22 protein-coding genes are annotated in these 24,217 nt (G+C 49.2%); 10 read left to right on the forward strand and 12 right to left on the reverse strand.

Annotated features, from left to right (window positions below; all coding sequences use genetic code 11):
* Positions 1 to 29: 29 nt before the first annotated feature.
* The 3 genes from ABYP73_RS00305 (at position 30) to ettA (ending at position 3,007) form a co-directional block, all read left to right on the forward strand.
* Complete coding sequence (locus tag ABYP73_RS00305; RefSeq protein WP_372945774.1) at positions 30 to 1,013, forward strand: Gfo/Idh/MocA family protein; 984 nt, start codon at positions 30 to 32, stop codon at positions 1,011 to 1,013.
* Positions 1,014 to 1,078: 65 nt separating this feature from the next.
* The gene (locus ABYP73_RS00310) at positions 1,079 to 1,261 is read left to right on the forward strand and encodes a CAL67264 family membrane protein (protein ID WP_152573739.1); all 183 of its coding nucleotides are present in this window, start codon (positions 1,079 to 1,081) and stop codon (positions 1,259 to 1,261) included.
* A gap of 54 nt (positions 1,262 to 1,315) precedes the next feature.
* On the forward strand, positions 1,316 to 3,007 hold the full coding sequence (ettA, locus tag ABYP73_RS00315) for an energy-dependent translational throttle protein EttA (RefSeq protein ID WP_372945775.1): 1,692 nt from the start codon (positions 1,316 to 1,318) through the stop codon (positions 3,005 to 3,007).
* A gap of 125 nt (positions 3,008 to 3,132) precedes the next feature.
* Here the strand turns inward: ettA and ABYP73_RS00320 are convergent, their stop codons facing one another.
* Both ABYP73_RS00320 and ABYP73_RS00325 read right to left on the reverse strand, forming a co-directional pair.
* Positions 3,133 to 3,816 carry an MBL fold metallo-hydrolase gene (locus tag ABYP73_RS00320; RefSeq protein ID WP_372973121.1) on the reverse strand — a complete coding sequence of 228 codons (684 nt, stop codon included), beginning with the start codon at positions 3,814 to 3,816 and terminating at the stop codon, positions 3,133 to 3,135.
* Positions 3,817 to 3,876: 60 nt separating this feature from the next.
* Positions 3,877 to 4,338, reverse strand: a complete 462-nt coding sequence (locus ABYP73_RS00325; protein ID WP_372973122.1) for a GNAT family N-acetyltransferase — start codon at positions 4,336 to 4,338, stop codon at positions 3,877 to 3,879.
* A 152-nt stretch (positions 4,339 to 4,490) separates the two neighbouring features.
* On the opposite strand from ABYP73_RS00325, the gene ABYP73_RS00330 reads away from it, so the two are divergent.
* Positions 4,491 to 5,378 (forward strand): hypothetical protein, encoded by an 888-nt coding sequence (locus tag ABYP73_RS00330; protein WP_372973123.1) that lies wholly within the window; start codon positions 4,491 to 4,493, stop codon positions 5,376 to 5,378.
* A 52-nt stretch (positions 5,379 to 5,430) separates the two neighbouring features.
* Here ABYP73_RS00330 and fumC read toward each other — a convergent pair whose 3' ends face one another.
* The gene (gene fumC, locus ABYP73_RS00335) at positions 5,431 to 6,831 is read right to left on the reverse strand and encodes a class II fumarate hydratase (RefSeq protein WP_372973124.1); all 1,401 of its coding nucleotides are present in this window, start codon (positions 6,829 to 6,831) and stop codon (positions 5,431 to 5,433) included.
* A gap of 130 nt (positions 6,832 to 6,961) precedes the next feature.
* On the opposite strand from fumC, the gene ABYP73_RS00340 reads away from it, so the two are divergent.
* On the forward strand, positions 6,962 to 7,135 hold the full coding sequence (locus ABYP73_RS00340; RefSeq protein WP_372973125.1) for a hypothetical protein: 174 nt from the start codon (positions 6,962 to 6,964) through the stop codon (positions 7,133 to 7,135).
* A gap of 51 nt (positions 7,136 to 7,186) precedes the next feature.
* Here the strand turns inward: ABYP73_RS00340 and ABYP73_RS00345 are convergent, their stop codons facing one another.
* From ABYP73_RS00345 to ABYP73_RS00375, 7 genes are all read right to left on the reverse strand, one after another.
* The gene (locus ABYP73_RS00345) at positions 7,187 to 9,697 is read right to left on the reverse strand and encodes a TonB-dependent receptor domain-containing protein (RefSeq protein ID WP_372945706.1); all 2,511 of its coding nucleotides are present in this window, start codon (positions 9,695 to 9,697) and stop codon (positions 7,187 to 7,189) included.
* Entirely contained in the window at positions 9,698 to 10,159 is a 462-nt protein-coding gene (locus ABYP73_RS00350; protein WP_372973126.1) for a hypothetical protein, read from the reverse strand.
* 132 nt (positions 10,160 to 10,291) lie between these two features.
* Positions 10,292 to 10,636 (reverse strand): arsenate reductase (glutaredoxin), encoded by a 345-nt coding sequence (arsC, locus tag ABYP73_RS00355; RefSeq protein ID WP_372945708.1) that lies wholly within the window; start codon positions 10,634 to 10,636, stop codon positions 10,292 to 10,294.
* Positions 10,637 to 10,639: 3 nt separating this feature from the next.
* Positions 10,640 to 11,738, reverse strand: a protein-coding gene (gene prfB, locus ABYP73_RS00360) for a peptide chain release factor 2 (protein WP_372973127.1) whose coding sequence is annotated in 2 segments (ribosomal slippage) — positions 10,640 to 11,674 and positions 11,676 to 11,738 — 1,098 coding nt in all. Because the reading frame shifts where the segments join, the coding sequence is not laid out codon by codon here.
* A 64-nt stretch (positions 11,739 to 11,802) separates the two neighbouring features.
* Positions 11,803 to 12,663: a transglutaminase family protein gene (locus ABYP73_RS00365; protein WP_372945710.1), complete on the reverse strand. Its 861-nt coding sequence runs from the start codon at positions 12,661 to 12,663 to the stop codon at positions 11,803 to 11,805.
* 30 nt (positions 12,664 to 12,693) lie between these two features.
* Positions 12,694 to 13,641, reverse strand: a complete 948-nt coding sequence (locus ABYP73_RS00370; protein ID WP_372973128.1) for an alpha-E domain-containing protein — start codon at positions 13,639 to 13,641, stop codon at positions 12,694 to 12,696.
* 4 nt (positions 13,642 to 13,645) lie between these two features.
* Positions 13,646 to 15,109 carry a circularly permuted type 2 ATP-grasp protein gene (locus ABYP73_RS00375; RefSeq protein WP_372973129.1) on the reverse strand — a complete coding sequence of 488 codons (1,464 nt, stop codon included), beginning with the start codon at positions 15,107 to 15,109 and terminating at the stop codon, positions 13,646 to 13,648.
* Positions 15,110 to 15,303: 194 nt separating this feature from the next.
* On the opposite strand from ABYP73_RS00375, the gene ABYP73_RS00380 reads away from it, so the two are divergent.
* Both ABYP73_RS00380 and ABYP73_RS00385 read left to right on the forward strand, forming a co-directional pair.
* Positions 15,304 to 17,700, forward strand: a complete 2,397-nt coding sequence (locus ABYP73_RS00380) for a zinc-dependent metalloprotease (protein ID WP_372973130.1) — start codon at positions 15,304 to 15,306, stop codon at positions 17,698 to 17,700.
* A gap of 10 nt (positions 17,701 to 17,710) precedes the next feature.
* Complete coding sequence (locus ABYP73_RS00385) at positions 17,711 to 18,742, forward strand: low specificity L-threonine aldolase (protein WP_372973131.1); 1,032 nt, start codon at positions 17,711 to 17,713, stop codon at positions 18,740 to 18,742.
* Here ABYP73_RS00385 and ABYP73_RS00390 read toward each other — a convergent pair.
* Positions 18,728 to 19,051 (reverse strand): YegP family protein, encoded by a 324-nt coding sequence (locus tag ABYP73_RS00390; protein WP_372973132.1) that lies wholly within the window; start codon positions 19,049 to 19,051, stop codon positions 18,728 to 18,730. The two genes, ABYP73_RS00385 and ABYP73_RS00390, sit on opposite strands and share 15 nt — an antisense overlap.
* 19 nt (positions 19,052 to 19,070) lie before the next feature.
* Complete coding sequence (locus ABYP73_RS00395) at positions 19,071 to 19,397, reverse strand: YbaB/EbfC family nucleoid-associated protein (RefSeq protein WP_372945348.1); 327 nt, start codon at positions 19,395 to 19,397, stop codon at positions 19,071 to 19,073.
* A 56-nt stretch (positions 19,398 to 19,453) separates the two neighbouring features.
* On the opposite strand from ABYP73_RS00395, the gene ABYP73_RS00400 reads away from it, so the two are divergent.
* The 3 genes from ABYP73_RS00400 to ABYP73_RS00410 all read left to right on the forward strand — a co-directional run bounded on the left by ABYP73_RS00400 (position 19,454) and on the right by ABYP73_RS00410 (position 24,080).
* The gene (locus ABYP73_RS00400; RefSeq protein WP_372973133.1) at positions 19,454 to 21,589 is read left to right on the forward strand and encodes a S9 family peptidase; all 2,136 of its coding nucleotides are present in this window, start codon (positions 19,454 to 19,456) and stop codon (positions 21,587 to 21,589) included.
* A gap of 65 nt (positions 21,590 to 21,654) precedes the next feature.
* Positions 21,655 to 22,695: a PLP-dependent cysteine synthase family protein gene (locus ABYP73_RS00405; protein ID WP_372973134.1), complete on the forward strand. Its 1,041-nt coding sequence runs from the start codon at positions 21,655 to 21,657 to the stop codon at positions 22,693 to 22,695.
* A 125-nt stretch (positions 22,696 to 22,820) separates the two neighbouring features.
* Entirely contained in the window at positions 22,821 to 24,080 is a 1,260-nt protein-coding gene (locus tag ABYP73_RS00410) for an aminotransferase class I/II-fold pyridoxal phosphate-dependent enzyme (RefSeq protein WP_372973135.1), read from the forward strand.
* The last annotated feature ends 137 nt before the right edge of the window (positions 24,081 to 24,217 follow it).

The following is a 24,217-nucleotide window of genomic DNA, read 5'->3' on the forward strand; positions in this document are numbered from 1 at the left end:
ATTAACTTTGTCAAAAATACCTGGTATATATGGCAAACAGTGTGGGTTGGGGAATCATCGGATTGGGAAACATCGCCCGGAAATTCGCAAAGGATCTCTCCCTGGTACACGATGCTGCCCTGATGGGTGTAGCGTCCAGATCTCTGGTAAAAGCAAAGGCGTTTAAAGAAGAATTCAAAGTGCCCTATGCCTTCGACAACTACGAGGCCCTACTCGACTGCGAGGAAGTGGAGGTAGTCTATATCGCCGTGCCGCATACCGAGCATTTCGAGTGGAGTATAAAGGCCATGGAGAAGGGAAAGCACGTTCTGTGTGAAAAACCTGCTGGGATCAATCAGGCGCAGGTAAAAGAGATGGTCGAGGCCGCCCGGAAGAACAAGGTCTTTTTTATGGAAGCCCTCTGGAGCCGGTTTATTCCTTCCATACAGGAGATCAAAAAAAGTATCGATGCAGGTGAGGCAGGGGAGATCGTGTACCTCCATGCCGACTTTGCTTTTTTTGCCCTGGATCGCAATCCCGACAGCAGGGTACTGAATCCTGAACTCGGTGGGGGGTCCCTCCTGGATATTGGCATTTACCCCGTGTTCCTCGCTTACCTCATCCTGGGTAAGCCAGACAGGATTGAGGCTCATGCCAAGTTCCTGGAATCCGGGACGGAAGTGCAGACCGCCATCACCTTTTATTATCCCGGGGCCCACGCCTTGTTGTTCAGCAGCCTGGGCACCCATAGTCCTATGGCGGCGACCATTGCCGGGACCGATGGTACCTTCATCATACATCCGCGCTGGCATGAGGCCGAGGGATTTTCACTCCTCTCAGATGAGAAGAAGGAAGAATTTGAATTTCCGAAGGTGGGGAAGGGCTACACCTATGAAATTGAGGAAGTCCACCGCTGCCTCTCGGAGGACCGCCTTGAAAGTCCGCTCTGGTCGCATCAGCACAGCCTCGACCTCATCAGCCTCCTGGACCGGATCAGGGAGATTACGGGGATCCGCTTTCCTTTCGAGGGATAAAGTTTTTTGATGGGAAATCGAATTCCACAGTTTTTACGATATTTGGCAGAACTAAACTAACTCAAATGGGGATGAATAAGAATACTGTCCTGGCATGGGCCACCTTTATCATGATCTTTGTGGGTTGCGCGTTGATCGCCCTGGGGGCATTTAGATACGACGATGTGGCCGGCTGGGGATTTGCTTCCGTGGGTATTGGTTTTTTTGCGATCGCATGGGTTTTTAATGCCCTTAAGGGCAGGGTTTAGAGCTTACTCTCTTTCCATCCGCCTTAATTCACCTTAACACATACATTCCAGTACATGTCAGACGATAAAAAGGTCATTTTCTCAATGTCCGGGGTCACCAAGACCTATAAGAATGCCAATACACCCGTTCTAAAGAATATTTACCTCAGTTTTTTTTACGGGGCCAAGATCGGGATTCTCGGTCTCAACGGCTCGGGGAAATCCACTTTGCTCAGGATCATAGCGGGAGAAGACAAGAACTATCAGGGTAACGTGGTATTCTCACCGGGCTACAAGGTCGGATACCTGGAGCAGGAACCCCAGCTGGACGACTCCAAAACCGTAATGGATGTGGTCAAAGAAGGGGTGGCTGAGACGGTAGCCATCCTGGATGAATACAACAAGATCAACGATATGTTCGGCTTGCCGGAAGTCTACGAGGATGCAGACAAGATGCAGAAGCTTATGGACAAACAGGCAGCCTTGCAGGATCAGATCGATGCGGCCAACGCCTGGGAACTGGACACCAAGCTCGAGATCGCCATGGACGCCCTCAGGACCCCGGAACCCGATAAGAAGATCGGCATCCTATCCGGAGGTGAACGCAGGCGGGTAGCTCTGTGCAGGCTCCTGTTACAGGAACCGGATGTACTTCTACTGGATGAGCCTACCAACCATTTGGACGCTGAGTCCGTACACTGGCTGGAGCACCATCTGGCTACCTACAAGGGGACGGTGATCGCGGTAACCCACGACCGGTATTTTCTCGATAATGTGGCCGGATGGATCCTGGAACTCGACCGGGGGGAAGGAATTCCATGGAAAGGCAACTACAGCAGCTGGCTCGACCAGAAATCCAAGCGCCTGGCCCAGGAAACCAAACAGGCTTCCAAAAGGCAGAAAACACTGGAACGTGAGCTGGAATGGGTAAGGCAGGGGGCGAAAGGCCGTCAGACCAAACAGAAAGCCCGTCTGAACAACTACGATAAATTATTGAGCCAGGACCAGAAGCAGCTGGATGAAAAACTGGAGATCTATATCCCGAACGGCCCGAGATTGGGAACGAATGTGATCGAGGCTATAGGTGTGAGTAAGGGATACGATGGCAAGTTGCTGTACGAAGACCTGAATTTTAAGTTGCCCCAGGCAGGAATTGTCGGCATCATCGGTCCCAACGGGGCGGGGAAGACCACGATTTTCAAGATGATCATGGGGGAAATATCCCCCGATAAAGGAGAATTCAAAGTAGGGGAGACGGCCAAACTGGCCTATGTAGACCAGAGCCATTCGAACATAAATCCCGATAAGAGCATTTGGGAAAATTTCAGCGACGGACAGGAATTGATCCTGATGGGAGGAAGGCAGGTGAACTCCAGGGCCTATCTCAGCAGATTCAATTTTTCGGGCAGTGAGCAGAACAAGAAGGTAAACATGCTATCCGGGGGAGAAAGGAACCGGTTACACCTGGCCATGACCCTGAAAGAGGAAGGAAACGTTCTTCTGTTGGATGAGCCTACCAATGACCTGGATGTCAATACGCTAAGGGCTCTGGAAGAAGGGCTTGAGAATTTCGCCGGATGTGCCGTGATCATATCCCACGACAGGTGGTTCCTGGACAGGGTTTGTACCCATATGCTGGCCTTCGAAGGGGATTCTCAGGTGTATTTCTTCGAAGGTTCCTTCTCTGAATACGAGGAGAACAAGAAAAAACGCCTAGGAGCAGACCTCACACCCAAGCGCCTCAAATACAAAAAACTGATTCGTTAAAAGTGGGTTTAAAAAGGATCTGAAGGGTACCAGTCGAGTTGCACTACCTCAATATCGGGATCATTCTCACGGATCAGTTCCGCAAACCGGGATACGTTACTCACTTCCGGTCTGCCTCTGTAGTGCTAGGGGTATACCTGTTCAGGCTTAAACGCCAGGACGGCATCTGCGGCCCTGTCTACCGTCATGGTATAGGGTAGATTCATACAAATAAAGGCCTTGTCAATATTCTCGAGCGCCCTCATTTCCGGGATATCCTCCGTATCTCCTGAAAAATAGAGTCGTTCATTCCCGAGGGTGATCACGTATCCGTTGCCCCGTCCTTTCACATGGAAATTCCTGGCCTCTTCCCTCAGGTTATACATAGGAATGGCCTCCACCAATACCCCAAAACGTTCCTTTGAATCACCATTGTTCAGCACATCCAACTGGGGTGTGAATTTTTCAGGCATTTTGTCGGCCACCGCCTGAGGCACGATGATCTTTGCACCGGCAGTGTCCAGATTCTCCAGGGTCTCAACGCTCAGGTGGTCCCCGTGTATATCCGTGATCAGGATGAGATCAGGGCTCGGATAGTCCGTAAAAGTTTCTGCTCCGCCCACCGGATCAATATAAAGAGTGACCTTTCCCCACTTTAGCACGGTAGTGGCGTGTTCCACCGGGTGGATCTCAATAGCAGGCGAGGAGGTCTCCTGAGATTTTATAGCGGATTCATCTGCATTTTTTGCCTGGTCTTGTGCATTTTTTTCTTGCTTGCACCCCAGAGTGAATAAAAAAGCGATTGCGAGTAATTTAACTACTGAATACATTTAAGAGATTTTATTTTGCCATGATGTCGCTTAAAGATAGGGGATAAGGCGAAACCTTCCCTAGAGGTTTAACGCCATTTTAATATTGCTGCGCGCATAGGGGGGAGGGTCTTCCATCTCGATCTCCACAAACCCGAATTTGCGATAGACGTGGATGGCTGTTGACAGGATTGTATTGGAATACAGGATGAGCCTGTTCATCCCCTGCCGCCTGGCAAAGTCGATGGCGAACGCAAGGAGTTGCTGGCCGATATGCTGTCCCTGGAACTGCGGTTTTACGGCCATTTTCCCCAGTTCGTAGCAGCCTTCCTCACTGGGCAGGAGGGAAAAACAACCTGCGATCTCCCCTTTTACACGGGCGAAAAAGATCTTTCCTCCCCGGGCTATGATTACCTCCTCTGATCGGTTCAGCAGGTCCTCGTCCTTGGGCTCCACGTAAAAATATTCCTGCAGCCAGGTGAGGTTCATATCCCTGAACTCAGCAGCCAGATCGGATGTAAAATCGATTATTTCAACGGACATGGGCCTGGACTGGTTTTAAATGGAGCCTGCTAGCCACCTTCTCACAAAGAAAATTACAACATATTTTGAACTGAAAAATCTAAACGCAAACTTTTCACGTATATAGCAATGTAAACACGTTACTAACTAATACACGTTTAAATTATTACACTATGACTGAGACTAAAAACAATAATGGATTAAAGGTAATTGCCGGTTTGTTGGCTGTGGTCCTTTTGGGTACCATCATCTATACCGTAAGTCTTTACCAGGACAAAAAGAAAAGGGAGAGCGAACTCACTGCCGAAAAAGAACTGGTCGTTGAGGACCTGAAGAGCCTGCAATCTGAGTATGACAAGGCTATCCTTGAGAGCAACGCTACCAACGAGGAGCTCGTTGAGGCAAGGGACAGGATCGCAAAATATATCGATTCCGTTCAGACGATGAAAGCCGACCTGTCTTCTTTGAGGCGTTACAGGAACCAGGTAGCTGTCCTGAGACAGGAAAGAGAGCAACTGCTGAAACAAGTTGACTCCCTGACGCGATCTAACTCCCTGCTGGCTATGCAGCGCGACAGTACTTTCGTCGAGCTTGAAAAACAAGCTATTTTCAACGACTCTTTGGTTGTTCAGAATACACAACTTGCCGAAGCTGTGGAAAGGGGTTCTGCCTTGAATCTTTCAGACTTCAATGTAGACGCCGTTAAGGAGCGTAGCAGCGGCCGACTGGTATCCACTCCAAGGGCCAGAAACACCGATAAGCTGAAAGTATGCTTTACAGTGGCTGACAACGTGATCGCCCAGGCCGGAGACAGGCAGTTCCTCATCGAAGTACTGGACCCACAGGGTAATGTACTTGGCGGGGGCAGCACCAAATCTACAGACGAAGGTGCTTCTGTAACCTATACCAAGGCTACTGATTTCTACTACGAGAACCAGGATCTGGACGTATGTGACTTCATCACGAATCCAGCCGGCTCCTTCCAGTCCGGAAACTACATGGTGAACGTGTACGATGACAACCTTAAGCTTCTGGGAACTTCTAAGTTCACCCTGAAGTAAGCATAATACATAGACATGGAAAGGGCCTTCAATCGAAGGCCCTTTTTTTGTTTTAGTCTTTCAGGGAACCGGTCATGTCTTCCGGCTTCACCCATTCATCGTATTCCTCGGCGGTCACATAGCCGAGGTTGATGGCCTCTTCCCTGAGGGTGGTGCCATTCCTGTGAGCCGTGTTGGCGATCTCCGCGGCCTTGTAATACCCGATCTTGGTGTTGAGAGCCGTGACGAGCATAAGGGAATTGTTGAGCAATTGCGCAATGACCTTGTGATTGGGTTCTATCCCCACCGCACAATGGATGTCGAAACTCACACAGGCATCCCCCAGAAGTTCTGCCGACTGCAGGAAATTGCTGGCCATAACAGGTTTGAATACGTTGAGTTCGTAATGCCCCTGGGCGCCTCCTACAGATATGGCCACATCATTTCCCATCACCTGGGCGCACACCATGGTGAGGGCTTCACATTGGGTGGGATTTACTTTTCCCGGCATGATAGAACTTCCGGGCTCATTGGCAGGGATCATGATCTCCCCTATACCCGACCTTGGGCCTGAGGCCATCATGCGGATGTCGTTCGCGATCTTGTTCAGGGAAACTGCCAGTTGCTTCAGGGCGCCATGGCTCTCAACCAGGGCGTCATGGGCGGCCAGGGCTTCGAATTTATTGGGTGCTGTTTTAAAGGGCAGGCCTGTAAACTCAGCGATATACTTGGCCACAAGGACGTCATAACCCTCGGGCGTGTTCAATCCCGTACCTACCGCAGTTCCTCCCAGGGCCAGTTCACTGAGGTGGTCCAGGGTATTTTTAAGGGCTTTGAGGCCGTGATCAAGCTGGGAAACATATCCCGAAAACTCCTGCCCCAGGGTTAGGGGGGTGGCGTCCATGAGGTGGGTCCTCCCGATCTTCACGATCTTATCAAATTCCTTAGCCTTTTTATCCAGGGTGTTCCTGAGTTGGGTGATTCCGGGGATGGTCACCTCAGAGATCTTGGTATAAGCCGCGATGTGCATTCCTGTAGGGAAGGTGTCGTTAGACGACTGGGACTTGTTTACGTCGTCGTTAGGCTGTATGGTCTTAGTGCCTTCTCCTATCTTGTGCCCGGCCAGCTCATGGGCCCGGTTGGCGATCACCTCATTCACATTCATATTGCTCTGTGTGCCCGATCCGGTTTGCCAGATTACCAGAGGAAACTGGTCGTCGAGCTTGCCCTCAAGGATCTCCTCACAGACCCTGGCAATGAGATCCCTTTTCTCCTCTTCAAGCACGCCCAATTCCCAGTTCGCATAGGCAGCTGCTTTCTTGAGATGAGCAAATCCGTAAACAATGTCCAGCGGCATCGAGGCCGGCGGTCCTATCTTAAAATTGTTCCTCGATCGCTCGGTCTGGGCCCCCCAATATTTGTCGGCAGGGACCTGAACTTCTCCCATGGTGTCTTTCTCAATCCTGAATTTCATCTTTTTAGGTTTTGGCCTAACAAAGGTAAGGCTTGGGTCAGAAATTCCATTTTCAATCCGGATAATTTTATGTCCTCTGTTTGCATCTTTTGAGAATTTCCAAGTATCTTTGCCCTGTAAAGCAAAGAATATGTTCGAATTTGATCAATACCTCGGATTTTTAGCCTTTCTCACCATAGTAACCATCGGGTTCTGGTTGATGATTTTCCTCTTGCTTTTTGTAGTTCCTTACTGGGTAGGGGGTAACCTGATGGAATTCTTCAAAGAAAAACGCGAGGCCAAAAGGGCTAAGCGCAACTCATAAAAAAAAGAAGCCAGAAGGCTTCTTTTTTGTTTTATCTCCTTGGAGTCCGAATCAGGTACCTTCGAACTCGTAATCTTCTTCCTGTCCGCCCCGTCCGTTTCTCTGTCGCTGGTTCTGCTGCTGATTGAACCTGTACAGGAACGAAAGCGTGAATTGCCTCTCCCTCCATTGGAATTCACTGTAGGTAGACACCGTATTGGTGTTGGTCTCTGTCCTCCTTTTCCTGGAATTGAAAAGATCACTTACATTAAAGGAAAGCGTTGCCTTATCCTTGATCACATCCTTGCTGAAGGCCAGGTTTGTGCTTAAAATACCCTTATTGAAGTTTTGCGCATCCTTGTTGGGGCCACGGTAGAAGAGATTCGACTGAAAATCGATGGCACCCGGTAATGGGATCTTGGCGCTGAACCTTGAGAACCAGGTAAAGTTATCCGCATCAAAGTTCTGGGTGATGACCTCATTCTGAAAGTTGGTATAGGTGTAATCGCCCCTGAGTTGCTGCTGGAAGAGGTTCAGGTTCAGTGTCAGCCTCCAATCGCGTTTGGGGGTATAGGTAGTCGTAAACTCCATCCCGTAACGGCTGTCCGTAGCCAGGTTGATAGGCGTACGCACCTGCACAGGGACGAGAACGGGGTTCCCTGGGGCATTCGGATTGTCGATCTCCACAAAGTCTCCCGTTTCCTGGGTGATGAACTGGAAAACACCGGTAGACCTGTTGTAATATCCCGAGGTCGTGAAAGTCACCTTATCCCATCTCTTGAGATATCCCAGATCAAATGCATTGGTGAACGTAGGGTCCAGGTCCGGGTTCCCCTGGAAGAGGTTGGTATTACTCGACCTTGAGGGGAAGGGGTTGATAAAGCGCGTTCTAGGTCGCCTCAACCTTCGGCTGTAGCTGATGGTTAACTGTTCTTCCTCCGAGAACTCATAACCGAGAAAAAGAGAAGGGAACCAGTTCACATAGTCTTTATCATCGACCTGGCCGGTTTCCACCAATTCGATGCCGATATCAGATGCCTCCATCCGGAGTCCACTGAGAACACTGAACTTATCCACCTTGGTCCCGAGTTGTACATAGGCCGCGTTGACGTATTCCTTGTAGTTGAGTTCGTTGCTGAAATCCGGGTTCCGGTCGAGAACCCCGTCCTCCAGCACACCGAAGTCGAAGTCCGTATTGAAATTGTTGAAGGTCCCCCTGTAACCCATTTCAAACTGGCTCTGGTTTTCCTTGCCAAACGGCAGGATGTAATCGAACTGCACCAGTTGGTTCACCTGGGTCTCGTCATTGATGGTCTGTTCTGTAGGCAACACCACGTCCTCCCCCAGGATGATCTCTTCGATGATGGAATTCTCGATCTCATTACCCTTAGAATACTGGTAGTCCATGGTAAATTCGTGTCCTTCCCTCTCAAATGTCTTTTTGTAGTTCACAGAATACTGCACATTCTCATCGGTCTCCCCTTCGACGGTGAAACGGTTCCTCCGGATGGTCGGATTCCTTGCGGCATCGAAGTTGAAGAAATCGATATCCACGGTATTCTCTCCGTCAGAATTTCGAATAACCAGGGAATTGGTGATGCTGCTCGTCTCACTGATAAAATATTCGAAGCCGATGTTGGTATTGAAACTGTTGTCCTGACGCTGATAGTCTCTGATCTCGTCCTGAAAGCTTACCGTATTCCGGTTCTCATCAAAGTTCTCCTGCTCGAAGAGGGCGTTTCCCGGAGCATCCCTGTAGCGATAGGTGGTCGTGGTGAAGATATTGAACTTGTCACGCCTGAGGTTCAGGCTTACCGCTGTACCGTAGTTGTCGGGATATCCGGCAAATACATTCACAGAGCCATTTACTCCGGCCGTTTTACTTTGCTTTAAAATGATATTCAGGATCCCCGCTGTTCCTTCCGCATCGTATCGGGCAGAGGGGTTGGTGATCACCTCCACGCGTTCTATGGCATCCGCAGGGAGTTGCTGCAGGGCCTGTGGGCTGAGTCCGGACAAAGCCGAAGGTTTGCCGTTGATCAGGATGCGTACGCTTTCATTTCCCCTGAGGCTGATATTCCCCTCTATATCAACTGTGACAGAAGGGACATTATCAAGAACATCCGTTACTGATCCACCCCTTACGGTAAGATCCTGTCCTACGTTGTAAACCTTCTTGTCCAGACGTAGCTCAACGGTAGTTCGCTCTCCTACCACCACCACATCTTCCAGCATCTGTGCATCTATCTCGAGCTCAATTTTTCCCAGGTCGGTGGAGCTGCGATAGGTTTGGGCCTTGAGTTCATAGGTTTTGTAGGAAAGATACTCCACCCTGACGTTGTACTGCCCGGGCATGGTCTCCACAGAAAATTTACCGTCCACATCTGAAATCCCTCCCGTGACCATCTCCGGTCTCCTCACACTCTGCAGTACAAGAGTGGCGTATTCCAGGGGTTGGCCCGTATCCTTGTCATAAACTGTACCGGAAATAGTGATCATTTGCTGTCCCCGCCCTGAAGGTCTTTGGGCATAAGACAATAAAAAAGCCATTAAAAACAATGGCAGGACAATACTTCGCTTCATCTAGGATTTGTTCTTTTTTTTCTTCCTTTTCTTTTCTTTCGGTCTTTTACCGCCATTGTCGCGGTATTCCTTTAAAGCATTGTATTTTTCTTCAGGCAGGCTGGCTTTGAGTTCTTCTTCCTGGTTCAGGTTGATAGTCTCGAAGGCCTCGCGGGTTTTTTCCGGCCCGAGGTTCAGGATCTGCACCTCGATACGCTGTTGTACGTATTTGGTGAGGATGGATCTCAGGACGGCCGCTTCAAACTCCGAGAATTCAATAGCCTCCCTGATCTTGGGCATTTCTGCATCCACCATCTCCGCGGCGGTCAGGTTTTCTGCCTTTTCCGGAGGTGCTGCCTGGGTTTGAGGGGCGAGTCGCCTCCTGCCCATAGCCCCATATCTCTGGTCGACCTGAGCTTCCAGTGACGGGATCAGAAAAAGAGTGGAAAAAAGAAATATAAAAAAGAGGTGTTTGGTTCTCATGTCTCTGATTCGATCTCAAAAGTAAAAGGAAGGGAATCAGAGCTCGGTTAAATGTTTGTTAAAAGAAAATTTGTTCTTAAACATTTGAGAAAAGTTTAAGAAACCGTTGTGTCAAAATTGGGAACCGGCTGTTTAATCCAGTAGCTCGGAAATAGCCTCAGGGGGCCTGCCGATAACTGCCTTTCCGTTATATACTACAATGGGCCTTTCCATGAGTTTAGGGTATTGGAGGAGGGCATTGATGATCGCCTGATCTGAGAGATCCTTACCCCTGAATTCGGATTTCCAGACAGCCTCCTGTTGCCTGACCAGCTGTATCGGGCTGATCCCTAGCATGTTCAAAAGGTCCTTCAATTCCGTTTCTGTAATGGGGTTGTCCAGGTAGCGTACAACATCGAAAGGCTTGCCGCTTGTTTCCAGTAGGGCCAGCCCTTCGCGTGATTTTCTACACCTGGGGTTGTGATAGATCTTTACCATGGTTTAGCTTTCGTGTTTTTGTCCCATCATCATCAGGTAAGCCTTTAAAAACAGGTCTATTTCCCCGTCCATGACGGCATCGACGTTCCCGGTCTCCTCCCCGGTCCTGACATCCTTGACCAATTTATAGGGATGCATGACGTAGTTCCTGATCTGTGATCCCCATTCGATCTTCATCTTCGAAGATTCAATCTCGGCCCGGGCCTCCTGTTTCTTGCGCAATTCGATCTCATACAGCTGGGATTTCAGCATCTTAAGCGCTGTGGCTCGGTTGTCGTGCTGCGATCTGGAATCCGAACATGAGATTTGGATGCCTGTGGGCTTATGATACAGCTGTACCTTGGTCTCCACCTTGTTTACGTTCTGGCCTCCGGCCCCGCTCGACCTGGCTGTGGTGATCTCAATATCGGCCGGGTTGACCTCAATCTCGATGCTGTCATCCACCAGGGGGTATACGTAGACCGAGGCGAAGGAGGTATGCCGCTTTGCATTGCTGTCGAAAGGGGAGATCCTCACGAGCCTGTGCACTCCGTTCTCTCCTTTGAGCCAGCCAAAGGCGAAATCGCCTTCAATTTCGAGGGTTACGGTCTTTATGCCGGCCACATCCCCTTCCTGGTAGTTGAGTTCCTTGATCTTATATCCGTTCTTTTCGCTCCACATGAGGTACATCCTCATGAGCATGGAAGCCCAGTCGCAACTCTCGGTGCCACCGGCACCTGCAGTGATCTGCAGAATGGCGGTCATGTCGTCCCCTTCCTCGGAAAGCATGTTCCTGAATTCCAGTTTCTCAATGGCTTCCAGGGCCTTGCCGAACTGTGTGTTCAATTCTGCTTCATCCACATCGCCTTCCCGGTGAAACTCCAGTAAAACTTCCAGGTCGTTGGCAAGTGTCTCGGCCTCCCTGTAATCTGAGACCCATTTTTTCTTGGCCTGTAACTGCCGCATTTTCTCCTGGGCTTCCTGGGGATCGTCCCAGAAATCAGGTGCCAGGGTCTTTTCTTCTTCGTTCTCTATTTCAATAAGTTTGGCATCTATGTCAAAGATACCTCCTTAACGCACCGAGGCGTTCAATGAGATCCTTTTGCTGATCTGTAGTAACCATTTCCTTTAAATTTCGTGTAAAATTAGTACTCTTTTGATGAGATGCGAATAATTCGATTACAAATTTATTGCTGTTGTTGCTGCCCGTGGACCTGTACGGTGTGATGGGTAGTGTTCTCGCCCTTTGAATATAAGATACCTTTCAGGGGAGCGCAATCCGCATAGTCCTTGCCGTGGGCAACTTTGATGTGGTTCTCTCCCGCGAGGATGTTGTTGGTAGGGTCGAATCCTATCCAGCCCACATCCTGGATAAAGGCCTCGTTCCAGGCGTGCATCTGTGAATCTCCGAAATACCCGTTGCCCTGGTGCAGGTACCCGGAAACATATCGGCACGGGATGCCAAATTGCCTGGCCACGGCGGCAAAGAGATGGGCAAAGTCCTGGCATACCCCATGTCTGTTCTCAACGATTTCATCCAGAGTTGTGTCTACATGAGTGACCCCGGGGGTGTAAAAAATCTTCTCAAAGACCCAACGATTCAGGTCTACCAGGTTCTCAAACACCGTCTTTTCCTTCCGGTATTCGAAGAAACTGGAATGTTCTTCCTGGAGGGTGGTCAGAGGGGTCCTGCGCAGGAAGGGTTCGTATTCCACCCTGAAATGGAGGTTCCGGTAGCGCTCCAGGTCCTCTGCAGGATTCAGGGGCAGGTCAAAATCAAAGGGATTGGTCGCTGTTTTGATAACGGAGAAACTGGCTTCAAAGGAAATACGATCAAACTCTTCCTTGGCCAGGATGCGCATGGTGGTGAAACCGTATGCATTTGTCGAGACCTCATAGGGAAAATTCAGGGAATTCTCAAAAGAGAGGGCGGTGACTTTCTGCCCATCCTCCTCATAGGGCGTGATCAGGAACTGCCATCGAGCCTCCTTGACGGGGTGCTCATATTGGTTTTCGGCCTTATAGGCGATCCTATATTCTAGAGACATACGGGTATTTGATCACTTCGGAAACGGTGATTAGTAATGAAAGAATTCGTTTTCCATCTGGGTGCCAATATCGGCTAAATTCGTCAACATCCCGTCAATAAATTGCTGTATATTTCCCTCGATCTCCTCGACGTACTTGTACTGGTACTCCGAACGCACCCTCCCTACAAGAAAGGCGGTGGAATTCTTGTTGTAGCGGAAGGAATTATCCAGCACACGGACGTGATTATAGATCTGGTTCAGGCAATTCATCAGCGACCTGGGGCAATTGGGATTCAGGATCAGGAATTCCAGGGTGGTGAGGCTGGTAGGCGTTTTTTTGTAATGCCTGCGCATCATATCGTAAGACTCCAGGCATTTGAGGAGAGTCGTCCATTCAAAACTCTTGGAGAAGGTATCCCCGTAACTCCCCCTGGCTTCTTTGGCATCCTGGTATTTGGCATTGATCATCCGGATCAGCTGATTGGCGCGTTCCAGATTCACCCCCAGCAGGATGATGGCATAGACTTCGTCGTGAAGCAAAGTACTCCTGATCCTGGCTCTTAGGATGGAAGACATTTCGATGATATTGACGGAGAAATCATAAAGGCCTTTCTGCTTATAATGGTCTACAGGGTATTTCAGGACAAAATGGTAGAATTTGTTGATGGATTCATAGAGTTCTGTCGAGATCAGGTCGCGCGCACTGTTGGCGTTTTCCCGGGTAGACCTCACATTGCTGATGATGGAAAAAGGATTCGACGGGTCCAGGGCTAGCTTGTACAATACCTCTTCCTCTTGGAGTTCTTCCCCTTCACCCGGAACCGGTTCGCCCGCCATCCTGAGCATGGACCTTAGGACGAACTGCCTCGATCTCGAGATTTCGTGTGGGGCATCGAGGGAGGAGAAATAATTTACATGCATATATCTCGCAATATGCTCCGAACGTTCAATATAACGTCCCATCCAGAAGAGGTTGTTGGCTACCCTTGCTAGCATACAATCAATTTTTTAGAACCCAGGTGTCTTTGCTTCCCCCGCCCTGGGAAGAATTAACAACGAGATTACCCCTTCTCAGTGCCACGCGGGTGAGCCCGCCTTTTAGCACGAATTCCCTGTTTTCTCCCAGTATCGTAAAGGTCCTGAGGTCTACATGCCGTTGTTCGAAGGAGTTGGTTTCATCTATATAGGTCGGGTGCACAGACAGTGACATGATGGGCTGGGCGACATATTTACGGGGATGCGCTTTGATCTGCTTTTTTACGTTTTCAATTTCCTCTTTCGAGAGTTTGTTTCCGATGGAGATCCCATAGCCACCTGCTTCATCTACGGGTTTGATCACCAATTCGGGGATGTGTTCCAGCACGTAGGCCAATTCTTCCTTTCGGCTGCAATGGTAGGTGTGGACATTGTTCAGGATGGGATCCTCGTCCAGGTAGTACTTGATGATCTCCGGCATGTACGTATACACCGCTTTATCATCGGCCACGCCTGTACCGGGTGCATTGGCCAGGGTGACATTTCCTTTTTTGTAGGCCGAGAATAGCCCTGGGACACCCAGGGCTGAATCCGAACGGAATTCCAAGGGGTCCATAAACTGATCGTCTATCCTCCTGTAAATGATGTCTACTTTTTCAGGCCCTTTGATGGTGCGCATATAGACGAAGTCATTCTCTACAAAAAGGTCCCTGCCTTCCACCAGTTCCACCCCCATGGTCTTGGCCAGGTAGGAATGTTCATAAAAGGCGGAATTGTACATACCTGGGGTGATCACCACGGTATTAGGGTTATCCACTCCTTTAGGTTTCACCGTTTCGAGGAGTTCCAGAAGGTTCTCCGCATAATTGGTGACCGTGTAGGCTTCGTAATGGTTGAATACGCCGAACAAGGCACGTTTCAGGGCTGTGCGGTTACTGATCACATAACTCACCCCCGAAGGACAGCGTATATTGTCTTCCAGCACATAGTACTTTCCGTCCTTATGCTTGATGATATCCGTTCCCGAGATGTGGTTGTAGATCCCGCCAGGCGGGTCCACATCCATCATTTGGTGCAGATAGTTTTCTGAGGAACTGATCAGCTCCAGGGGTACCACTCCCTGTTTCAGGATTTTTTTTTCGTGGTAGATGTCCCAGAGGAAGAGGTTGAGGGCCCGGCTGCGCTGTATGGCCCCCTTTTCGATCACCTCCCATTCCGCAGGATCGATGATTCTCGGAAACAGGTCGAAGGGAAAGATCTTTTCCTGTGAATCCTTGTCCCCGTATACCTGAAAGGTGATCCCCTGATTAAAGAAGGAAGACTTGGCCTTTTCATTCAGTCGCATGTAATCCTCTATGGAATGTGAACCATAGAGATCAAACAGGGTTTTGTAAATCTTTTTAACCTCGCCTTTTTCGTCATAGAGCTCGTCAAAAAGGGCGGGATCCCTCTGATAAGATGAAAAAATAGTGTGGTCTTTGGCAGCCATGACTTCCTTGCTAATTGAGAAGGAAATATAACGGAAAATAGGTGAATTCGAAACTCGAATTTCATAATAATTAGGGTGTAATTTTGCATTTTTTACATTGGAATATCTGGGTTTTCGGATCTTCAGGATGAATTTTTTGATCGGTGAATGCGTTTCCTCCTATTTGTTTTAAATTTAGCGCTCAAACACTGAAGATGAAAAAAACACTATGCCTGCTGGCCGGACTCGCCTGCATTGCCGGTTTCGGCCAGATCACCGAAAAACTCAAGGATTTCAAGAAACATGAAGGATTCTTCCCATTTTACTACGACGGGTCTTCAGACAAGATCTACCTGGAAGTAAAAGACCTCAACAAGGAATTCCTCTATGTGTATTCCCTTAGCAGTGGGATTGGAAGCAATGATATAGGTCTAGACAGGGGACAGCTTGGTAATGAACAAGTTGTGTTTTTTAAAAAGGCAGGTAATAAATTGCTGTTGATCCAGCCCAATCTTCAATACAGGGCTTTGACGGACAATGCCCTGGAAAAGAAATCCGTGGAACAGGCCTTTGCCAAATCCATCCTCTTTGGATTTAAGATCGAAGAGGAAGCGAACGGCAGGTACTACATCGACCTAACCGAATTCCTCATGCAGGATGCACATGGGGTGAGTGAACGCTTAAAAAGTCGCGGACAGGGAAGCTACAGCCTGGATAAAAGTAAAAGTGCCTTCGATCTGGATCGCACTAAAGCTTTCCCGAAGAATATTGAGTTCGACCTGATGCTGACCTTTAAGGGCCAACCTGCGGGAAATCATATCAGGTCGGTCACCCCGAACCCCGAGCTGGTCACCGTTTCCCAGCATCACTCCTTTATAGAGCTTCCCGATTCTGGGTATCGCATGCGTGAATTTGACCCCAGGTCGGGTTCCTACCCTTTTAGCTACTACGATTATGCTACCCCGGTAGAGGAATCCCTGGTCAAGCGTTTCATTACCAGGCACAGGCTGGAAAAGAAAGACCCCGATGCCGCCGTAAGTGAGGCTGTTGAACCTATTGTCTATTATCTTGATAACGGCACCCCTGAGCCGGTCAGAAGCGCTTTGCTCGAGGGGGGAAGGTGGTGGAACCAGGCTTTTGAGGCCATAGGTTTCAAGGATGCCTTCCAGCTTAAAATGCTCCCGGATGACGCCGACCCCCTTGACGTTCGTTACAACGTCATCCAGTGGGTACACAGGTCTACCCGGGGCTGGAGCTATGGCAGCAGCATTACGGACCCCAGGACAGGGGAGATCATCAAAGGACATGTGAGCCTGGGCAGCCTCCGGATCCGCCAGGATTTCCTGATCGCCCAAGCCCTCAGCAACAAACCCTTTGCAGAGCGGGACGACAATGAACAGGCTATGCTCGACCTGGCCCTGGCAAGGATCCGCCAGTTATCGGCCCATGAGATAGGGCACACCCTGGGGTTTGCCCATAATTTTGCGGCCAGTACCAACGACCGGGCTTCGGTTATGGACTATCCCCATCCCTATATCCGCCTCAAAGATGGGGAGATCGACTTCTCCCAGGCGTATGACACAGGTATTGGGGAATGGGACAAGGTAACCGTTGCCTATTCCTACACCCATTTTCCCGAGGGTGTCTCCGAGAAGGAGGGTTTAAGGGCTATCCTGAAACGTTCTCATCAACAGGGACTCAGGTATATTTCAGACCAGGATGCGCGCCCCATGGGCAGTGCACATGCGCTCGGACATCTGTGGGATAACGGAAAGGACGCCAGCGAAGAGCTAGACCGGTTACTGGCCATCCGTTCCAGGGCCATTGAGAACTTTTCCATAGACAACATCAGAACAGGAGAACCCAATACCGTGCTGGAAGACGTCTTTGTCCCCCTGTATTTTTTCCATCGCTACCAAACAGAAGCGGCTACCAAGATAGTAGGCGGACTCGATTATAACTACGCTGTGAAAGGTGATGGACAGGTTGTCGTAAGTACTGTTCCTGTGGCTGAACAAAAAAAGGCAATGAACAGCATCCTGCAAACACTGGACGCTTCCGTGATCAGTATCCCCCCTTCAAAATTATCCCTGTTTCCACCGCGTGCCATTGGATATGGCGGTACGCGGGAATCTTTCAACGGTAAGACCGGGGTTTCCTTCGACGCTCTTTCAGCTGCCGAGACAGCGGCCGATATGACCCTATCACTCCTGCTTCACCCGGAAAGGGCTTCCCGACTTATCCAGCAAAAAAGTGTGGATGAGAAACAATTGGGATTGAAAGAACTGCTGGATCAGCTTATAAACAGTACGGTGAAAAGATCTTTTAAAGACCCTTACCTGTCTGAGGTACAGCGAACCGTGAATTACCGTGTGCTCATGCACCTGATGAGCCTCGCCGCTCACAAGGAGGTCCACCCTCAGGTCAATGCCCTTTCGGGAGCAGCTTTAAATCAACTAAGGTCCTGGATGGTGACGTCCGGAGATCCTGACATGCGGGAAATGGTTCGGCGTATTGACGAGTTTAATAAGGAGAGGGATGATTTTGAAGTGATCGCATCCCCAAAGATCCCTGACGGTTCACCCATAGGCATGGCCTGTACGCAACATTAGACGAGAGGCTATGGAGATCAATCTTATCAGTGATACGGTTACAAAGCCCACATCGGGAATGTTGAAGGCCATGATGTCTGCCAAGGTGGGCGATGATGTTTTCAAAGAAGACCCATCTGTCAATGCACTGGAAGAAAAGGTGGCGGCTCTATTTGGCATGGATTCAGCGCTATTTTTTCCCAGTGGCACTATGGCCAACCAAACTGCGATCAAGATTCACACCAACCCTGGAGACCAGCTTATTTGTGATAAATACGCCCATGTCTACAATTATGAAGGGGGAGGAGTGAGCTTTAACAGCGGGGTGTCCTGCAAACTGGTTGATGGCCACAGAGGCATGATGAAAGCCTCCCAGGTGGAAGCCGCCATCAATCCTCCGGATTTCTATCACAGTCCGCTTACCTCCCTCGTCTGTATTGAGAACACCACTAACAAAGGTGGAGGAGCCTGCTGGGATTTTGGAGAATTGGAGGAGATCCGTAAGGTCTGTGACCGGCATAAACTGAGATACCACCTGGACGGGGCCCGACTCTGGAATGCCCTTATCGCAAAAGGGGAGGCAGCCAAATCCTATGGGCAGCTTTTCGATACCATCAGTGTCTGTCTCAGCAAGGGTCTGGGGTGTCCTGTAGGTTCCGTTTTGGTCGGAAAGAAGAAATACATGGAGAAGGCCCTGAGGGTCCGGAAAGTCCTTGGAGGTGGGATGAGACAGGCAGGTTACCTGGCAGCGGCGGGTATATACGCCCTGGACCACCATCTGAACCGTCTGGAGGAGGACCATATCAAGGCCAGGGAATTAGGGGATCATCTGCAGAAACTGCCCTATGTAAAGCAGGTGGAACCCATCGAAACCAACATTATCATCTTTCAGGTAGACGAAGACAAATGCAGCAGTGAGAGATTCCACAGTGCGCTGACGGAAAAGCAGATAAGGATCATTGGAATGGGGCAGGGGAAGTTAAGGATGGTAACCCATATGGATTACACGGAGGAGATGCACCATCACACGCTTAAAACACTCCAAACACTAAGAGATCTCTGATGAAGGGAGGGAGGAGATTCTGTTTTTCAGATTCGTAATGCCATTCTCCATTCCGGCCTCGGATGAATAGGGTTTACTCTTGCCGATCACAGCGCCTTCCTGGTTTTTCAGGGTAAAGTGGAATTTTCCGTCATGACTGGTCTGTCTTTCAAAAACGTTGGTTTTTGAAACCAGGGGAGGCAGTTGCTTGACGGTATCGTCCAATTCTTTCCTGGAGGCAAAAGGGACGCTTTGCAGGAGGGAATTCCCGCTTTTGGCCGTGACCACAAAACTGTATTGGTCATCCTTATCCTTTTTTATCCGAATCACATCCAGGTCTTTAGTCGGTTTATTTGAATAGTGAATCCATGCCTGGGATATTGGGCATGCCTTCCTTGGCTACGGCAGAAAGTTCTGCTTCCTGGACCCCTGTGGCTTTTGCGATGGCCTTGTTAAGGGTGACCACGAGCAGGTCTTCCAGTTGTTCTTTGTCTTCCAGAAGATGGTCTGCCAGAGTAATGCTTCTGATCTCCCTGTTTGCGGTCAGGGTTACGGTAACAGCATCATCTGCCGAACTTTCATCCAAAAGGACGGTATCCAGTCGTTTTTTAGTCGCCTCTACCTTGGCACGGGTCTCTTTGAGCTTACCCATCATACCCATAAAATCTCCGAACATAGTTTATTGTTTAGACTGACAAATTTACTAATTTGCCCGGATTTTATTGACCAGCTATGTATTTGTCAAAAAAAACCTCCATTCTCCTAATTCCCCTTATTTTTGCGTTTTCTTGTCAGACTCAGAAGGAAAAAATGGCTGATATTACCCCACCCGTTGCGAAAAAAGTACCCAAAAAACTTGAGATACACGGAGATACCCGGGTTGATGATTACTATTGGATGAACGACAGGGAGGATTCGGAGGTGATCCGTTTCCTGGAACAGGAAAACGAATACTACCGGGCGATGACATCCCATACGCAGAAACTTCAGGATACCCTCTTTCAGGAAATGAGGTCGAGGATCAGGGAAGACGATACCTCTGTGCCCTACAAGCGCAACGGTTACTGGTATATCACCCGTTATGAGACCGGAAAGGAATATCCGGTCTATGCTAGGAAAAAGGAAAGCCTCGATAGGGAGGAAGAGGTCATGTTCAACGTAAACGAACTCGCAGAAGGGCATGAATACTTCAGGCTTACTGGCATTTCCGTAAGCCCTGACAACAAACTGGCTGCTTTTGGGACGGATACGGTTTCCCGCAGGCAATATTACATCAGGATCAAGAACCTGGAGACAGGGGAGGTGTATCCCGATAAAATTGACAATACTACCGGAGGTTCTGTTTGGGCCAAGGACAACAAAACCCTGTTTTACACCAAGAAGGATCCGGTTACACTCCGTTCCGACAAGATTTACAAGCATGTGTTGGGCACCCCGGCAGAAGAGGACGAACTGGTCTATCACGAAGAGGATGAGACCTTTAGCACCTATGTGTATAAGTCGAAATCCCAGGATTACATCATCATAGGGTCGAACAGCACCTTGACCTCTGAATATCGTTTCCTCAACGCGGACGATCCTCAGGGAACCTTCAAGGTGTTTTCTCCCAGGACAAGGGGCCTGGAATATTCCATTTATCATTTCGGCTCTGATTTTTACATCCTCACTAACAAGGACGGGGCGACCAATTTCAAGCTGATGAAGACCTCCAGGAAGACCACGGCTTCAGAGCACTGGGAAGAGTATCTGCCTCACAGGGAAGATGTGCTTCTCGAGGATATCGAGATTTTTAAGGATTTCCTGGTCGTTTCGGAGCGGGACAACGGGCTCAATAAGATCAAGGTGACCCGTTGGGACGGAAGTGATTCCTACTATTTGCCGTTCGACAACGAGACCTATGTGGCTTTTCCCTATGTCAACCTGGATTACGACACCCAATTGCTGAGGTATATCTACATGTCCATGACCACACCTTATTCCATTATTGACTTCGATATGTCCTCAAGGGAAAAGACCGTATTAAAACAGGAAGAGGTGCTCGGAGGTAAATTCAAGGAGGAAAATTACCGATCGCAAAGGGTTTGGGCCACCGCCAGGGATGGTGCCAGGGTAGCCATATCCCTTGTATACCACAAAGATACGCCCCTGGATGGCCGTTCGCCTTTGCTCCAATACGCGTACGGATCTTATGGCAGCACTATTGATCCTTCCTTTTCCAGTGTGCGCCTGAGCCTGCTGGACCGTGGGTTTATCTATGCCATTGCCCATGTCAGGGGAGGAGAATACCTCGGCAGGCCCTGGTATGAGGATGGAAAACTGCTCAACAAGAAAAATACCTTCACCGATTTTATCGACTGTTCTAAATTTCTGATCGAGAAAAAATTCACCAGTTCGGAACACCTCTATGCCTGGGGCGGCTCTGCAGGGGGCTTGCTGATGGGTGTAGTGGTCAATATGGCCCCGGAACTCTATCACGGTGTGATCGCAGCGGTTCCATTTGTGGATGTGGTGACCACCATGCTGGACGATTCCATCCCCCTTACCACAGGGGAATACGACGAATGGGGCAATCCGAATGATCCGGTGTATTACGAGTATATGTTGTCGTATTCACCTTACGATAATGTCAGGGCTCAGGCATATCCCAATATGTATGTATCCACAGGCCTGCATGATTCCCAGGTACAATACTGGGAACCGGCCAAATGGGTAGCCAAGCTGAGGGAATATAAGACGGATGACAACCTGCTCTTCCTCGATACGAATATGGATGCCGGGCACGGAGGTGCTTCCGGCAGGTTTGAGGCCTTGAAGGAGACAGCCAAGGAATACGCTTTCCTGCTGGATTTAGAAGGAATCTCTCAATAATCAAAAAAAAGTGTTAATTTTGCCCATGGGTTTTCGGCCTTGCCGGAGGCTCATGAACCTATCCTATGGAAAAATCGATTAACGCCTGCCAGTCCATCCTAGATCTTATCGGCAATACACCTCTGGTGAAACTCAACCAGATCACCCAGGATCTCAAGGGGGAATTCTACGCGAAAATGGAATCTTTCAATCCCGGCCATTCGGCCAAGGATCGTATCGCTGCCTTCATCATTGAAGAAGCGGAACGCAAAGGGATTTTAAGGGAAGGCAGTACCATTATTGAGACTACGTCAGGAAACACCGGCTTTAGCCTTGCCATGGTCGCCATTGTAAAAGGTTATAAGTGTATTTTGGCTGTGAGTTCCAAGTCGTCTCAGGACAAAATAGATATGCTGCGTTGTATGGGGGCCCAGGTTTATGTTTGCCCTGCCCACGTTAGTGCAGATGATCCCAGGTCCTATTATGAAGTGGCCAAAAGACTTCATGAGGAGACTGAGGATTCAATCTACATCAACCAGTATTTCAATGAGTTGAATACAGAAGCTCATTACCGCACTACCGGACCTGAGATCTGGGAACAAACCAAAGGTCAGATCACGCATTTTGTGGCGTGCAGCGGTACCGGCGGCACTATTTCCGGAACGGCGCGCTTTCTCAAGGAGATGAATCCGGACATCCGTGTGATCGGTGTGGATGCCTATGGATCTGTCCTGAAAAAATACCACGAAACGGGAAAGATAGACAAGAATGAGATCTACCCATACAGAATTGAAGGGTTAGGTAAGAATTTGATCCCGGAAGCTACCGATTTTGACATCATAGACTATTTTGTCAAGGTCACAGACAAGGAAAGTGCCCATACGGCCAGGGAGATCGCGAAAAAAGAAGGGATCTTTGCGGGCTATACTTCAGGGGCTGTGATGCAGGCCGTCAAACAACTCCACGAGCAGGGAGAATTCACCGAAGATAGCAGGGTGGTGATCATCTTTCCCGACCACGGATCCAGATATATGAGTAAGGTCTATAGCGATAAATGGATGGAGGCTCAGGGCTTTATGGATTCCGTTGAGGAAAGTGCTCAGAAAAAGGTAGAGATCATCAGGTAAAAGCCTATTAAACAAAGCCATACAAAGGCAGTGGAATCCTCTTCCACTGCCTTTTTTGCGTCCATAAATTAATTTATGATTCGTGGTCAAAAATCCATAGTTTTGCAGAAATCAAAATGGGTTAAATGAAAGATTTATTTGACAGGATTATTGAAAATAAAGGCCCTCTCGGAAGATGGGCCTCCCAGGCGGAAGGCTATTTCGTTTTTCCAAAATTAGAAGGTCCGATCTCCAACAGGATGAAGTTCCAGGGCAAGGAAGTGATCACCTGGAGTATCAACGATTACCTGGGGCTTGCCAATCTTCCTGAGATCAAAAAAGTAGACGGAGATGCAGCCCTTGAATACGGAGCTGCTTATCCTATGGGTGCCAGAATGATGAGCGGGCATACCGTATATCATGAACAACTCGAAAAAGAACTGGCCTCTTTTGTGCACAAAGAGGCAGCATATCTCCTCAACTTTGGCTACCAGGGAATCATGTCGGCCATAGATGCGCTGGTTTCCAAGGATGACATCATTGTTTATGATGTAGATTCCCACGCCTGCATCATCGATGGGGTCAGGTTGCATATGGGGAAGCGGTTTACCTTTAAGCACAATGATATAGAAAGCCTGGAAAAGAACCTGGAACGGGCCACCAAGATGGCCGAGCAGACCGGGGGAGGAATCCTGGTGATCTCAGAAGGGGTCTTTGGCATGCGGGGAGAACAGGGCAAACTCAAGGAGATCGCCGCCCTTAAGAAAAAATATAAATTCAGGCTGCTGGTGGATGATGCCCACGGCTTCGGGACTCTGGGTAAGACCGGGGCCGGAGCAGGGGAGGAGCAGGGTGTGCAGGACGATATCGACGTCTATTTCGCCACCTTTGCCAAGTCACTTGCGGGTATAGGCGCTTTCCTGGCCGCAGACAAGGAGATCATAGACTATCTCAAATACAATCTCAGGTCACAGATGTTCGCGAAATCCCTTCCGATGATCTATGTGAAAGGGGCTTTGAAAAGGCTGGAAATGCTCAGGACCATGCCTGAACTCAAGGCAAAGCTGTGGGAAAATGTAACGGCTCTGCAGGAAGGTCTCAAGGAACGCGGTTTCGATATCGGGACCACTTCCAGCTGTGTAACTCCCGTATATCTCAACGGAAGTATTCCTGAAGCCATGGCTCTGGTAAAAGACCTGCGTGAGAATTACGGTATCTTTTGTTCAATTGTGGTATATCCCGTTATACCCAAGGGTCTGATCCTGCTCAGGATGATCCCTACGGCTACCCATACCATGGAGGATATATCCATCACCCTGGACGCGTTCTCATCCATTCGGGAAAGGCTTGAAAACGGCACCTACAAAAGGTTATCAGCTGCCGTCGCAGCGGCCATGGGAGAATAAGCGTATTCCGGTTTTAGCAATTAACTTTCAGAGGGCCTTTTTATAGGTCCTCCTTTTTTTGTAGACCTCCGGATTGAAATGTTTCCACAGTTGCTTGATCGGGATATTGTCTTCGAGTTCCGGGGTGCGGTAGCACA

This window comes from Muriicola sp. (assembly GCF_041567615.1).
Lineage (GTDB): Bacteria > Bacteroidota > Bacteroidia > Flavobacteriales > Flavobacteriaceae > Muriicola.